The following is a 14,969-nucleotide window of genomic DNA, read 5'->3' as shown; positions in this document are numbered from 1 at the left end:
TTGAAATTAAAGAAGAAATTAATAATAAAGTAGTGGCTTTATTAGAAAAAGAAGATGATGAAAATTCTGATAATAATAAAGAAGATGAAGAAAATAATGATAATGACACAAATAAACCAGATATGCCAATAGTTCCTAGTGAGCCTGTTTATAATAAATATTTTTCAAATGCAGACAATAAAAACTATTATTATTCATCAAATACTAGCCTAAGAAGTGGCGATGTTAGACAAGACGCTGCAGAGCTTAATGTGAAAAAAGGTAGTTTAAATATCCTTAGTAATACTAAAAGCGGTAATAATATTACAGATTTTAAAAAAATTAGCGTTACAAATAATCAGCTAAACATATTAAAAACTACAAATGATGCTAATAGTGTTGAAGATTTTTCATATAGTTTAACAGATACTACAATTAGTGGTTTAGATGGATATAGCGATTTAAAATTTAGTGCTAATGATGGAAAAGTAAGTTATACTGCTAATAAAGAAAAATTAGAAGCAAATATTTTAGATGATAGTTTTTCTATGTTAAAAGACACAAGCACAAATTCTAATTATAATGCTATAGATAAAGAGTGGGGTAATTTTACAAATACATTATTTGAAAAAAATAAGGATTATTTCAATGTATCAGATTTAAATAAGGTATTTTATTATGGTTCAAATAAAGCTGCAATGCAGTTAAATCTTAAAAATTCATCTATTGCTTATTATTATGCAGATGCATATGAAGCTAAAAAACTTTATGCTGATTTTAAATATGCAAATCAAATATATTACGAAAACGCAAAGAGTTCAGGAAGTTCTTATGATAAGCAAACTTATGATGTATATAACAAAACCATATCACCTATTAACGGCTCATCTACTTATAATATACAAGCAAATGCTTCTAATGGCATTAAAAATCAAGATTTTGCTTTAAAAGCAGATAAAAATAAAGCAGAAATTAATTTTGGAAGTGTAATTTCTAGTTTGATGGATACTCAATTAGACCCGCAAAATAGATTTCAATACTTTTCTAATGAATTTGATAAATATAAAGATACTTATAAAAGTAAATATTTAGGTGCTGATGAAGATAAGGAATATTTTTATGCAGGTAGTGGAAGCTCAATTAAATTAAATCCCGCTAAGCAAGAAGTAGATAGTTATGTAGTATATGATGGTGGGTATGGAAATATTTTTAGAGTAACTTTTGATAAAAATATCGGAGATGCTACCTATGTTAAAAGAGTTGATGGTAGGGTTCAAGATGTTAAACATTCTCAAAAATTTAATATAAATAGTATTAGAGATGTAAATTCAGGTTATACACTAACAGTAGGCGATAGCAATAATGATTATAATTTTGCAGTGAAGGCTGATAAAGTTGGAGCTATATTAAAAGGCAATTTTAAGATAAATGGAGCTAATCATAACGTAGATTCTGATATTTTAAAATATGTAAATACTTCTGCAGCACATAAATTAGTTAAAGATACTTACGATAAAGCAGTTCAAGGAAAATAATAATTTTTAGGGGAGTTAGATTTGACCTAATTCTCCTAATAAACTTCTTAATTTATCATTTCTATATTTTATTTCTTCACTACATTTCCTAGCAATATCTATGCAAATATTTAAATAATTAGTAGTTTCATCATTTTCAAAATCAATATGTTTAGGATTTTGAATTTTATCTTTATTTACACATCCAAAAATATATGTTATTACATTTAAACTTGGAGTTAGTAATAAATATCTTTTATTATGATACATAATATATTGCTCGTTGCATTGTGTGGTTAATAGTGTGATTATTTCTTGTTTTATTTGTTCGTAAGGAGTATTTGGGAAATCTTTGGCTACTTTTTTGATAAATTTTTCATCATTAATTCTATCTTCTTCACTCTGCAAAAATACACTATCATTTTCAAGTAGTGTTTCAAGTTCTTTTAATATTTCAATAGCTCTAATGTAATCTTTCATTTTACCACCTACTATATTTATTACATTTATATTACATTAAAAAGAAAAATAAAGGTAAATTTTTTAGGTTATTTAATTAGTTTTTTTAATTAAAATAATTTTAATAATTAAGCATTTAGCCTAAATATTAGTATTTTTTATCTTTTATAGTCATAAATATATAAAATAATACATTGAAAATTTAAGTATAAATATTAAATATTTATACTTAAAAGGTCTTTTATATGTCAAAAGTTAAAAAAGAATTTGAAATAATATCTTTAATATTATTTAATTTAATTTGCCTATTATCTAGGCTTTTTGTATGTTTTAGCAGTATTGTATTTAACTCGTTTAGATATTCATTTTTTAATTTTATGATTTCTTTTTTATTTATCAATAGTTCTTCAAATTCAAAAAAACTACAATCAGTAAGCAATCTTTGATAAATTTCATTTTCACTAGGCAAATAAAGCTTAAATTGTTTGCTATCTAGCTCATAAAATTCACGACTTGCATTAATTTTTTCATAAAAAAATGATAGGCTTAATTTAGCTGCGTTTTCGTAATTATTTAATGCTTTTATATTTATTTTTTCAAAAAGCTTATTTAATTTAAGCTCATAATTATTTAAAGCCTTTTCATAATCATTTATAATAAGCTCATCTAATGCTTTATAAAAATCATCTGCTATTGCGTAAAAATCAGCATTTACAAGGTCATTGTAGTTTTTATCTAATTCTTTTGTTTTAGCAATATTTAAAGCATTTTTAAATTCTTTTAAAGGCTTGTGAAAATTATCTAAAAGGTTTAAAAATTGCTCGTTTATTTCTTTTCTAATTTTTAAAAATTGCTTGTTAATCGTATCTTTATTATAAAAAATACTTAAAAATGTATCATCAGGATTTAAAGTTTTATATGAATATTCGTTTTTATTAAAGCAATTTTTATGAAACACCCCATCATTTTGTGTATAAAAATAAGCATTTTTTACCTTAAAATTAGTCATAAATTCATTAGCAATCGTCCTTGCTATACTCTTTAAAGCATTTAAAATCTCATCATTAAAGCCACTATAATCAAATTCATTTTTTGCAAGTATTTCTAAATAATTTTTAATTTTACACTCTAATTCTTCAAGGCTTAGTTTAATCTCGCTAATAATTCCTAAAAGCTCATTATTTAATGTTTTTAAAGACGCTTTTATATTATCTTCTTTAATGCTTGTTTTATTTAGATTTTTTAAAAAATCATAAAAGGCCAAAATATTTGAATCAGGATTATTTTCACTTGCTTGTTTGCAAGAAATTAGCTCAATTTTTTCAAAATACTTAGCAAAAACTTCATTTAAATAATTCTTTAATCTTAATTGCTCGGCTTCGTTTAATTTATCTTTTTGATTAATTAGACAAATCTTTTTTATATTTGGTTTTAATTCTTTAATAGCCTTTTCTTCACTAGCTTTACCAGCACTTTCAGCTAAACTTAGCCAAATTAAAGCATCAAAAGAATTAAATAAATTTTTAGAAAATTCTTCATCGGTAGTATTTGCATTTAGTCCTGGAGTATCAATTAGTGTAATATCTTTTAAAAGCTCGTTATTTGTAAAAATATTAATACTTTTAAGCCCATTTAGTTCTTCGTTTTGGTCATTTACAATATTGTTTGTAAGTTCGCTTAAGCCGTTTTCAAATTCTGCTAAAACTAAATCATTTAAACCATAATTAATATAAGTAGCAACAACGCTAACAGGTCTTGCCCCTGTAGCTAAAATATCTTTTTTAAAAAGCAGATTTAAAAGTGAGCTTTTACCTGAACTAAATTGTCCTATCACACCAACTTGTAATGGTAGATTATAATGCTTACATAAATTATCAATATTATTAATTAGTTTATTGCTAAGCATTAAATTAGGATTTTTTAGAGTGTTTTTTAAGGTTTTTAAATCTCCTAAAAAGCCTTTTTCATAACTTATATTATATTTTTCATTATATTCTTTTAAGACACTTTTTATCATTTTAAATTCTCTTTTATTTCTAATAATTTTTCTATTTTTTGTGTATTTAAGCTCAATAGATTTTCATCGTTAAATTCGTTTATATTGATTTTTTCAATATGATAAATACTAAAAAATTCATTTTTCAAAAACTCATTAGCTAATTGTTTTTGCTCGCTAAAATTAAAAAAATTAAGATTTATATTTAAATAAATCGCATTTAATTTATTATTGATTGCATTTTCACTTTTATCACTTAGCAAATCAAGTTTATTTATGATTTTTTCAAATTCTTCAAATATTTCTTGTAATTTATTTTTATCAAAAATAATTTCATAATCTTTAGTAATATTTAGCCTTGCTTTAATTTCATTAAAATCATTTAAGAATTTATTACTCATACTTGAGTTAAGCCCATTTAATAAATCTTTAAAACCTTGAAAAATTACATTTCTTACCTTTTCGTTTGAGTAATTTTTGTCATAATTTAATTCATCAAAAATCCTAGCAGCTTGATTTTTTGCTAAAAAGCTTAATTCGTGTGCTTGGATTTTGTAGTCTTTATTTAAGTATTCATTTAGCGATATTTCAAGTTCTTGTTTTAAGGCTAGTTTTTTGGCATTTTCGTTTTGTAGATTTTCTATATTTTTCATATATTCGTTTTTATCTAGCTTTAAAGAATTGTTTATATTAGTTAAAAGCGTAATTTCTAAATCAATTAGATTTTTAAATTTTTCGCTAATGCTATTTATAAATTCTTGTGAGCTAGTAGAATTAAAGCAAACATCGTTTAAATAGGCTTTTAAAGCATTTATTTCGCCTTTTGAATTGTCTTTTTTAAATTCACTAGCACTTACGCAAAATAGCTCATAATTAGGTGTAATATCTAGGTTTTTAAGCTCATTGTTAAAGCGATTTTTGACATATTCTTTTAATTTAATTTGCTCATCAATACTTATTAAATCACTTTTTGTAAGCACTAAAACTAGCTTTGAATTAGGATTATTTTTAGCAAAACTTGTTAAGAATTCTAAATCTTTAATGCTAAGTGCTTGAGTGCAAGTCATAAGGTATAAAACACAATTAGCAGTTTTTAAAAACTCTAAGCTTTTTTGTTCTCTACTAATTACTACATCATCAAGACCAGGAGTATCTATTATATTTATTTTGTTCTTTAAATACTCGTTGTTTAGATGGATTTCAATATCTTTTACAAAAATACTTATGCTAGAATTTGCACTTGTATAATCGTATAATTCGTTGATTTTAACTTCAACGCTTTTATGCTCAACAAAATCAATATTAAAGATTTTATTTAATTCTTCATTCAAACTAGCTTGAGTTTTTAAGGCATTAAATTCTGCTTCATTATAAAAATTTACTTTTATTTTTTCATTTTCATCATAACTAATTACACTAAGATTTGCTGTTTCAGGTGCGTTTGATACGCCTAAAAAATCTTGATTTAATAAAGCATTTATTAGGCTACTTTTTCCTGCGTTAAATATCCCACTAAAAGCTATTTTATAATCTTTGCTAATTAATTGAGTATAAAACTCATCAAGCTTATCTTTAAGCTCATTGCTTAGAATTTGTTGTAAATTTTTATAAATATTTTCAAGTTTATCTTGGCTTTTTTTAAAATTATTATTAAATTCTTTTGATGAATTTATTTTTGTATTTTGAAGATAAGTGAAGATATTTTCTTTTATTTTTAATAATTTTAATTTTTCAAGATAAAAGATTATTTCAAGTGGATTTAAAAGATTATTGTTAATAGAATTTAAAACAGCAATTTGCTTCATTTTAAGTTCAAAAAAACTATCAGTATTTAGGTATTGTTTGTATGTTTTTAGATTTAATAATTCTTTATAATTTAATTCATTAGCACATAAAATTAATGCGGCAAGTTCGGGATTAAAAATATTTTCTTCATAGTTAAAATCAAGATTTCCTAATTCATCATTCCATAAATTTTTTAATAATTCTTGCAATTTAATTCCTTTTTGAAAAGATTTAAAAATCTTAGCTATTAAGACTTAAAGAAGTGTTACAAATAGTAATTAGGAGAAAAATTATCTAGTTTTTGTGTAAAAACTACTCAAATACCTATAAATATTTTAATTATATTTATCAATTAATTATATTTTTATTATATTTTTTGTGTTAGTATCTCGCCGAATTTTTAATAAAAAAAGGAAAAAAATGAGTTTTAAAAATAAAATTTATTTAACATTAATTGTGTTATTAGTCGTTGGATACTCGGCTCTAACCTACATTAGTTATAGCACTAGTAGCAAAACTATATCTGCTAATATTGAACGCTATTTAGATGATATTGTAGATAAGAATTTAAATTACATTCAAAATTTCATTAGCATAACAGAGCAAAGCATTAAAGAGACTGCTAAAACTTTATCTAAGTTTGATTCAAATTCTAAAGAAGCTTTTGTGCCTTACTTAGAAAATGAAACTAGGGTTTTAAATTCTCCTATGGTATTTTTAGCGTTTGAAGATGGCTCTATGTATGATGGCACAGGCTGGAAAGCACCTTTTGATGCAACTCAAAGAGGTTGGTATAAACAAGCAAAACAATTAAATAAAACTTTTGTAACCGATGTTTATGAAGACGCTCAAACTAAAAAATTAGTTATGTCAGTAGTTTCTCCAACTTATGATACAAATTCTAATTTTAAAGGTGCTTTAGGTGCTGATGTTACCTTAGATAAAGTTTCTGATTTTTCTAAAAATGCTGGAATTGAAGGTGGAGCTTTATATGTTTTAGATAATTATGGAATGATTATTGGTTATCCCGACCAACAATTAATAGGTAAAAAATTAGTAGAAGTATTTCCTGATTTAAAACCAATGCTTGATGAAATGTATTCAAAAAATAGTGGAAAATTAGAATTTGAATTAAATGGAGTAAAGCAAATTATGGATTTTAGCACTATTCCTGAAACTGGCTGGAAAGTTGCTGCTGCGATAAATAAAGAAATAGCATTTAAAGATGTTAGCAATCAATTTAAAACACTAATAATTGCAAGTGTTTTAGCTATTGTGGTTACTATTGGTATTGTTATATTGGTTTTAGTTTATTTGTTTAGACCATTTGATAGACTAGGCTTAATGATGAAAGATTTAGCAGTAGGGGAAGGTGATTTAACAAAAAGAGTTGCGATTAATGGTAATGATGAAATAGCTCAAATAGGAAAGCATGTAAATACTTTTATACAAAAAATCCAAACTTTAATAGCTAATTCAAAATCAACTTCAACAGAAAATGCAAGTGTAGCTCAAGAATTAAGCTCAACTTCACTAGCAGTAGGTAAGCAAGTAGAAGAAGAAACTACAATAATAGGTTGTGCTACTAAAGCAGGAGAAGCTATATTAAAAGATATAGATGTTACCGTTGAACACGCTGAAGAGAGTTCAAAACAACTTGAAACAGCTAATGATAATTTAGATATTATTAAAAATCAAATATTAAAACTTGTTTCAGTGCTAGAAAATCAATCTTTACAAACTACTGAATTATCAAATAAATTAAATCAAACTAGCCAACACACAGAAGAAGTTAAAAATATCTTAAATGTTATAAACGATATAGCAGACCAAACTAATTTATTAGCATTAAATGCAGCTATTGAAGCAGCTCGTGCGGGTGAGCATGGTCGTGGATTTGCTGTGGTTGCTGATGAGGTTAGAAAATTAGCTGAAAGAACGCAAAAAAGCCTTGCAGAAATAAATACAACAATAGGTGTGGTAGTTCAATCAGTAAATGATGCGTGTGGAGAAATGGAAAAGAACGCTCAAGATATTTCAAATATTTCAAAATCTAGCGTTCAATTAGAAGAAGTGGTTAATGAAAACTCTTTAATCGTTCAAACAAGCATTAGTGCTAATAAAAATAGCGTAAATGAATATAAAGATATAGCTAAGACTATTCGTAGTGTTATAACTCAAATTGAGCAAATTAACAAAATCGCTAATTCAAATGCTAGAAGCGTAGAAGAAGTAGCAGGAGCAAGTGAGCATTTATCTAAGATGACTATTAAACTTGATGAAGAATTAGGTAAATTTAAAATCTAATTTAAACCAGCTAAATGCTGGTTTAATCTTTTAGTGGAATTAAATTCTAAGATTATTTGTAAAAGTTTTTTAATATTGTTAGTTTGATAGGATTTCTTTTAATTTTCTGAAATCTTTTAATTCATTTTCTAGTTTATAAACTTTTTTTAGCAAATTCATAGCAGCTATGGTTCTTGTGCTTATTCTATTTGTAGCAATTGCAATTCTTAAACTCCCTTCACTCATTCCAATTTTTTCTGCTAATTCTTTGTAGGTTAGATTGTTTTCTTTACAAAATGTTTTTATTTCTTCTACTTTCATATCATATCCTTAATACAAATATATTTTTTATATAATATCATTTAAATGATTAAGCAAAATATATATTTTTTAAATTTTTGTATTTTTATGATGATAAAAGTAATGAATATATTTTAAGTGTAAGCATAGTTAAGCTTTTTATTAAATGAAGCAAGTAAGAGATAGGAATGAAAAATAATAATTCACAAATTATATTTAGAAGAATAGATATAAAGAATTATCAAAAGTTATTAAAGAAACAAATAAAGCTAAAAAATTAGTTTTAAAATGAGATAAATAATAGGAATTTGAAATTCCTATTATTTTTTACAATCCCAAACGCTCATAAATCTTATCAATATTTTTAAGATGATAATCAACTAAAAAAGCATTTTCAATCTCTTCGGTGCTTAAGATTTCGCAAATTTCTTTGCTATTTTTTAATAATTCTTTAAATTGAAGCTTTTCGCTCCAAGCCTTTTTAGTCAGTCCTTGCACTAAATCATACGCCATCTCACGACTTAAACCCTTTTGAATAAGGGCTAAAAGCACTTGTTGAGAGAAGATTAATCCATAAGATTTATCTAAATTACTTTTCATATTTTCAGGATAAATCATTAGATTTTTTACAATAGAACTAAATCTTTTTAGCATATAATCAAGCAAAATCGTTACATCAGGAAGCATAATTCGCTCTGCACTTGAGTGGCTAATATCACGCTCGTGCCATAGATTTATGTTTTCATAAGCAGTTATTAAATACCCCCTAATCACACGGCTAAGACCACAAATATTCTCACTTCCTATTGGATTTTTCTTATGTGGCATTGCAGAGCTACCTTTTTGGTTTTCACTAAAATATTCAAGCATTTCTACGCATTCAGTTTTTGCAAGGTGTCTTATCTCTGTAGCAAATCGCTCAAGTGCACTTGCAATCAACGCACACACGCTTATGTAATTTGCGTGCAAATCTCTAGGTAAAACTTGAGTGCTGATATTTGCTACATTTAATCCAAGCTCTTTACAAATATCAAGCTCTACTTCTAGTGGAACATTTGCATAAGTGCCTACTGCACCGCTAATTTTTCCTACTCTAATCTCTTCACTAGCGTTTATAAAACGCTCATAATTTCTTTTGATTTCTTCGTAAAAATAAGCAAATTTTAGCCCAGTAGTAGTAAGCTCTGCATGAACTCCGTGGGTTCTTCCTATTTGTGGAGTATATTTATAAAGATTTGCTTTTTCTTTTAAAATACCTAAAAGATTTTCTAAATTAGCTTTTATTATTTCATTTGCTTTTTTTAGCTGAATTGCTTGTGCAGTATCTACTACATCAGTGCTTGTTAGTCCATAATGAACCCATTTTCTCTCATCGCCTAAATTAAGTGATAATGCTCTTGTAAAGGCTATTACATCGTGTTTGGTTTGCTCTTCTATTTCTTTTATTTTTGCTATATCAAACTTAGCATTTTTATATAGTTTTTCTAAATCTTCATTAGGAATTACACCTATTTTATTAAACGCCTTGCAAGTTGCAAGCTCAACTTCTAGCCAAGCATTAAATTTAGCTTCTTCACTCCAAATGCTTGACATTTCAGGGTTTGAATATCTTGCAATCATTTTTTACCTCCAAATAATCCTTTAAGAAGATTTTCAGCAGGTTTTAATGTTTCATTTATTTTTTCACCATTATTTTTGCCTGTTATTTTATCTAATACTTTTACAGCATTTTCTATAGTATTTTTTGCATCAGGAATGAATTTAACATCATCATTTACACCTGAAAATGTTCCTTTAATTTCGTTATTATTAAATGCTACAAGAGCAGGTGCATTGATACTTTTTGTAAGAGTATTATATGTTCCATTATTTACTTCAATTTTTGCACTTGTTGCACTAATTTTTGCATTATAATCAATTAGATTTTTATTAATATTTACTAATACATCGCCTTTATCAAAAATAACTTGGGTAATATCAGTATTTAAAATCGTATTAATTAATTTTATAGTTTTGTGATATTTTAAATGTCCTTTTCCAAGATTTGCAACTAATTTTCCATTAGCATTTTTTAAATCATAATCTAAATTCCCATTGATATTTGCCTTATAAATATCAATTAAATCAAAAGATTTTGCAAGATTATCTAAAGCAACATTATTTAAATTAGCGTTAAATTTATCCCCATTTAGCTTAGCAGCTAATGAACCGCCAAAGAATTCTTTTGAGTTTAAAGTAAGATTTAATATCTTATCAAAAGTTAAATTCCCATCAACTTTTACATTTCCGCTCATATTTTTATTAAGTAAAGCATTAAAATTAGCTAGATTTGCACTCGCATCATAATTTGCGTTTGCTACGCCTTTTTTGTAATTACCATTTGCATTAAAACTATCTACTAAATCAGTATTTAATTTAGCGTCAAAACTGATATTATCAGCACCATTTAGCTTAACATCAGCGTTTGCTAATACTTTTGAATTAATCTCTAAATCATATTCTTTTTTGAAATAACTTGGGATTGTTTTTCCGTTTATATTAAGATTTGCCGAGCCTATTAGGTTTTTTAAATCGCTTAATTTTGCGTTTATATTAATATTTGCATCTAACATTTTATCTTGATTTAGCAAGCCTAATAAAGCTAGAGATTTTAGACCTTCAATATTAGCTACTAAATCATTTCTACCCATTTTTATATCTGATTTTGCACCTAATAATAAACCATTTACATTCGCATTTTCTAAACCATTTTTATCTAAATTAGCACTAGCTTTAAGATTTATTATTTCATCGCCACTAAGTTTTAAAAGTCCTGCGTTAGCTCTTAAATCAGTATTAATTGCAGTTTTGCTATTAGATAAATCGTGAGTGATTTTTAAATCTTTTGCATTTATATTTTTACCACTAACTATAGAATTTATATTTGCTAATTTGTTTTTAAAATCAATTTGCGAAGTGATTTTCAAATCAGAATTTAAATTAGGATTTATGAAAGCTAATTCAGTAAGGCTTGTAACTAATTGCCCTTGAACTTCTAATTTATTAAGATTTATAGGTTTAAAATCACTTGTAATATTTAAAATATTTGATTTTACATTGATATTCGGAGTAATTTCATTAGCTTTATAAGTATTTTTAGAATCAATTATAACCTTACCAAATCTTGAAATGTCAATTCCAAATTCTTTTGTAATACTTGGTTTTAGCTTAAGTTCTGAATAAATATTAATTAAAGCTTTTGCATCAAGTTTGTCTTTATCAAATTCATCAACATTTGCATTTAGGTTGATAAATCCACTTGCATAATCAACATTTGCGATTTTGCTTAATTTTTCTATATCTAAATTATTAGCATTAAGATTTAGTTTAGTTGGAAAATAATCTTTTATATTTGCATCAAGTGTAAGTGGGCTAGTAAAAATAACACCTTTTCCATCTATGTTAAAATTATTAAAACTACCATTTATATTGCCTTTAATGTTTAAAGGGTCGGTGATTTTTAGGGTTTCTAGGTTTTTTCCATTTAATTCATAATTTATATTAAGATTGCGAGATAATAGTGAAAAATCCCCATTAACTGCTGCTTCAAGCATTCCATTAACTAAAACTTTTAAATTAATAGTTGAAAATCTCAATTCAAATTCTTCAATTTTAACTGCTATGTTTGAATTTTCATTGATTTTTTTCTCTGCTATATTTTTTACGAAATTATTTCCAAAACTTGTAAATAACACACAATAAGCCCCTATAACAATTATTAAAATCAAAGCAAGGAGCGAATAAATAACTTTTTTCATAATACAACCTTTCGTTTTCTTCATAAATAAACTTGAGCTATTTTCACTAAAGTTTCTTTAGTTATTTTTTATCATTTAGTGATTTGATTAACTTATTTTAATTATAATTTAGCACTCAAAGAATTAGAGTGATAAACCACAAGAAAGGAAGAAAAAATGAATTTTACTCCACTAAATAAGCGTGTATTAATCAAATGCGCAAATGAAACAAAAACAACAGCTTCAGGAATTATTATACCTGACAATGCTAAAGAAAAACCACAACAAGGCGAAGTTGTAGCAGTTGCTAAAGAAATTAGCGATATTAAAATCGGCGATAAAGTAGTATTTGGTAAATACGCAGGTAGCGAATTAAAAATTGATAATGAAACATATTTAATTTTAAGTTTTGAAGATATTTTAGGAATTTTATAAGGAGATTTAAATGGCAAAAGAAATTTTTTATTCAGATGAAGCTAGAAATAAATTATATGAAGGCGTTAAAAAATTAAGCGACGCTGTAAAAGTTACTATGGGGCCTCGTGGCAGAAATGTATTAATTCAAAAAAGTTTTGGTGCTCCAACTATTACAAAAGATGGTGTTAGCGTTGCAAAAGAAGTTGAATTAAAAGATACTTTAGAAAATATGGGTGCTAGTTTAGTAAGAGAAGTTGCAAGTAAAACTGCTGATCAAGCAGGAGATGGAACTACAACTGCAACCGTTTTAGCTCACGCAATTTTTAAAGAAGGTTTAAGAAATATAACAGCTGGTGCAAATCCAATTGAAGTTAAGCGTGGTATGGATAAAGCTTGCGAAGCAATTATAGCTGAACTAAAAGCTTTAGCAAAACCAGTTGCAGGAAATAGAAAGCAAATCGCACAAGTTGCTACAATTTCAGCAAATAGCGATGAAAAAATCGGACAATTAATCGCAGATGCTATGGAAAAAGTAGGCAAAGATGGCGTTATCACAGTTGAAGAAGCAAAATCAATCAATGATGAATTAAGCGTTGTTGAAGGTATGCAATTTGATAGAGGTTATTTAAGCCCATATTTTATCACAAATGCTGATAAAATGAATTGTGAATTAAGCAATCCATTAATTTTACTTTATGATAAAAAAATCACAAATCTAAAAGACATTTTACCTGTGCTTGAAACTGCACAAAAAAATGGTCGCCCACTTTTAATCATTGCTGAAGATATTGAAGGCGAAGCATTAGCAACTTTAGTTGTAAATAAATTAAGAGGAATTTTAAATATAGCTGCAGTTAAAGCTCCTGGTTTTGGTGATAGAAGAAAAGCAATGCTTGAAGATATTGCAATCTTAACAGGTGGAACGGTAATTTGCGAAGAAATGGGAAGAACACTTGAAAGTGCAAACGCAGCTGATTTAGGAAGTGCTAGTTCAATCGTAATTGATAAAGATAATACTACAATAGTAAATGGTGCAGGTAGCAAAGACGCAATTAATGCAAGAATTAATCAAATCAAAGCTCAAATTGCTGAAACTACAAGCGATTATGATAGAGAAAAATTACAAGAGCGTTTAGCAAAATTAAGTGGTGGTGTTGCTGTTATTAAAGTTGGTGCTGCAACTGAAACTGAAATGAAAGAGAAAAAAGACAGAGTTGATGACGCACTAAGTGCAACTAAAGCTGCTGTTGAAGAAGGTATAGTAATTGGTGGTGGTGCTGCACTAATTCACGCTACAAATAGAATCAATCTAAATCTTGAAGGCGATGAGTTAATCGGTGCAAATATCGTTCGCCGTGCAATCAAAGCTCCAATTCGCCAAATTGCAGAAAATGCAGGATTTGATGCAGGAGTTATCGTAAATACAATTGAAACTTGCAAAGATGAAAATAAAGGATTTGATGCTGCAAGTGGCGAATATGTAGATATGTATGAAGCAGGAATAATTGACCCTGTTAAAGTTGAGCGTGTAGCATTACAAAATGCCGTAAGCGTTGCTTCAATGCTACTTACAACAGAAGCTACAATAAGCGATATTAAAGAAGATAAACCTGAAATGCCAATGGGTGGCGGTATGGGTGGTATGGGCGGAATGCCTGGTATGATGTAATACCACTTTTAAAAGCTCCAATTTTGGAGCTTTTTATTATTTAAATTCCTAAATTATTTTATTAACTTCATTTTATAAATCTAATTTAATCATATCTTTAAAAAACTATTTATTAAAAGAAATTTTAAGCTTATATTAAGAACCCCCCCCCATATAATAAAAGTTTAATTTATTTTAGGAGAACTTTTATGAAAAAGACAATTTTAAGTATTGTTGGTATTGGTTTTATGTTTGGTGCTTGTGCTAGTAATTCTTTAGAGCTTGATACTAAATTAAATAATAGTATTTTTATTGAACCAGTTGCTAAAAGCAAAAAAAGTATATTTGTATTTGCAAAAAATACTAGTGATTGTAATGTAAATATTGAATCAAAACTGATTGAAGGATTAAAAAATAAAGGTTATACAATACTAAATGAACCTACTAATGCTACTTTTATTGTAAGCACTAATATTGTTGAATGCTCTAAAAAAAGCGAAGAAGAATTAAAGCAAGATGCTTTAAAATCAATTAATCCAGCATTTGCTGCTTTTGCTAATAATAAAAGTTTTGCAAGTTCTATTATAAATAATATTACTGGCGAAGAATATACAATAGAATTAAAAGCTGATGTTAATATTAAGCAAAGAAGTGCAAATAAGGTAATCAATCAAAACAATAATTATGATATAAAAAATTCAAATTCATCTTTAAAATTACAAAACAATTCAAAATCTCAAAATTACGAAAGTGATTTCATTGAAAATTCAACAATAATTAATGCAAAAGCAAAACAAAGAAATATTAAA

10 protein-coding genes and 2 pseudogenes are annotated in these 14,969 nt (G+C 26.6%); 6 read left to right on the top strand and 6 right to left on the bottom strand.

The genetic code is table 11. The annotated features are described in order from the left end of the window. Positions 1-1,514, top strand: a 1,514-nt coding sequence (locus AVBRAN9331_RS09265) for a hypothetical protein (protein ID WP_336612877.1), incomplete at its 5' end; no start/stop codon positions are given. 15 nt (positions 1,515-1,529) lie between these two features. Here the strand turns inward: AVBRAN9331_RS09265 and AVBRAN9331_RS09260 are convergent. From AVBRAN9331_RS09260 to AVBRAN9331_RS09250, 3 genes are all read right to left on the bottom strand, one after another. After that, positions 1,530-1,973 (bottom strand): hypothetical protein, encoded by a 444-nt coding sequence (locus tag AVBRAN9331_RS09260; RefSeq protein ID WP_214117507.1) that lies wholly within the window; start codon positions 1,971-1,973, stop codon positions 1,530-1,532. Between the two features lie 220 nt (positions 1,974-2,193). Next, positions 2,194-3,969 carry a dynamin family protein gene (locus tag AVBRAN9331_RS09255; RefSeq protein ID WP_214119731.1) on the bottom strand — a complete coding sequence of 592 codons (1,776 nt, stop codon included), beginning with the start codon at positions 3,967-3,969 and terminating at the stop codon, positions 2,194-2,196. Continuing rightward, entirely contained in the window at positions 3,966-5,942 is a 1,977-nt protein-coding gene (locus AVBRAN9331_RS09250) for a dynamin family protein (protein ID WP_336612876.1), read from the bottom strand. The genes AVBRAN9331_RS09255 and AVBRAN9331_RS09250 overlap by 4 nt, the downstream gene beginning before the upstream one ends. 211 nt (positions 5,943-6,153) lie before the next feature. Here AVBRAN9331_RS09250 and AVBRAN9331_RS09915 point away from each other — a divergent pair. Then, a pseudogene (locus tag AVBRAN9331_RS09915) lies at positions 6,154-7,182 on the top strand (cache domain-containing protein); the annotation flags it as partial. A 351-nt stretch (positions 7,183-7,533) separates the two neighbouring features. Then, positions 7,534-8,040 (top strand): annotated as a pseudogene (locus tag AVBRAN9331_RS09910) (methyl-accepting chemotaxis protein); the annotation flags it as partial. A 78-nt stretch (positions 8,041-8,118) separates the two neighbouring features. Here AVBRAN9331_RS09910 and AVBRAN9331_RS09240 read toward each other — a convergent pair. From AVBRAN9331_RS09240 to AVBRAN9331_RS09230, 3 genes are all read right to left on the bottom strand, one after another. Continuing rightward, positions 8,119-8,340 (bottom strand): helix-turn-helix domain-containing protein, encoded by a 222-nt coding sequence (locus AVBRAN9331_RS09240; RefSeq protein WP_214117503.1) that lies wholly within the window; start codon positions 8,338-8,340, stop codon positions 8,119-8,121. Positions 8,341-8,646: 306 nt separating this feature from the next. Further along, on the bottom strand, positions 8,647-9,939 hold the full coding sequence (gene purB, locus AVBRAN9331_RS09235) for an adenylosuccinate lyase (RefSeq protein WP_336612874.1): 1,293 nt from the start codon (positions 9,937-9,939) through the stop codon (positions 8,647-8,649). Then, on the bottom strand, positions 9,936-12,116 hold the full coding sequence (locus AVBRAN9331_RS09230; protein WP_336612873.1) for a hypothetical protein: 2,181 nt from the start codon (positions 12,114-12,116) through the stop codon (positions 9,936-9,938). Before AVBRAN9331_RS09230 ends, purB begins: the two co-directional genes overlap by 4 nt. Before the next feature lie 156 nt (positions 12,117-12,272). Between AVBRAN9331_RS09230 and groES the strand changes: the two genes are divergently transcribed. The 3 genes from groES to traT all read left to right on the top strand — a co-directional run. After that, entirely contained in the window at positions 12,273-12,530 is a 258-nt protein-coding gene (gene groES / locus AVBRAN9331_RS09225; protein ID WP_214117500.1) for a co-chaperone GroES, read from the top strand. Positions 12,531-12,540: 10 nt separating this feature from the next. Further along, on the top strand, positions 12,541-14,181 hold the full coding sequence (gene groL / locus AVBRAN9331_RS09220; protein WP_239803310.1) for a chaperonin GroEL: 1,641 nt from the start codon (positions 12,541-12,543) through the stop codon (positions 14,179-14,181). A gap of 188 nt (positions 14,182-14,369) precedes the next feature. Further along, on the top strand, positions 14,370-14,969 hold a 600-nt coding region (gene traT, locus AVBRAN9331_RS09215), incomplete at its 3' end, for a complement resistance protein TraT (RefSeq protein WP_336612872.1).

It is taken from the genome of Campylobacter sp. RM9331, assembly GCF_020137685.1.
Lineage (GTDB): Bacteria > Campylobacterota > Campylobacteria > Campylobacterales > Campylobacteraceae > Campylobacter_E.
The sequence above is the reverse complement of the archived record's forward strand: the minus strand, read 5'-3'. Positions and strand labels throughout refer to the sequence as shown.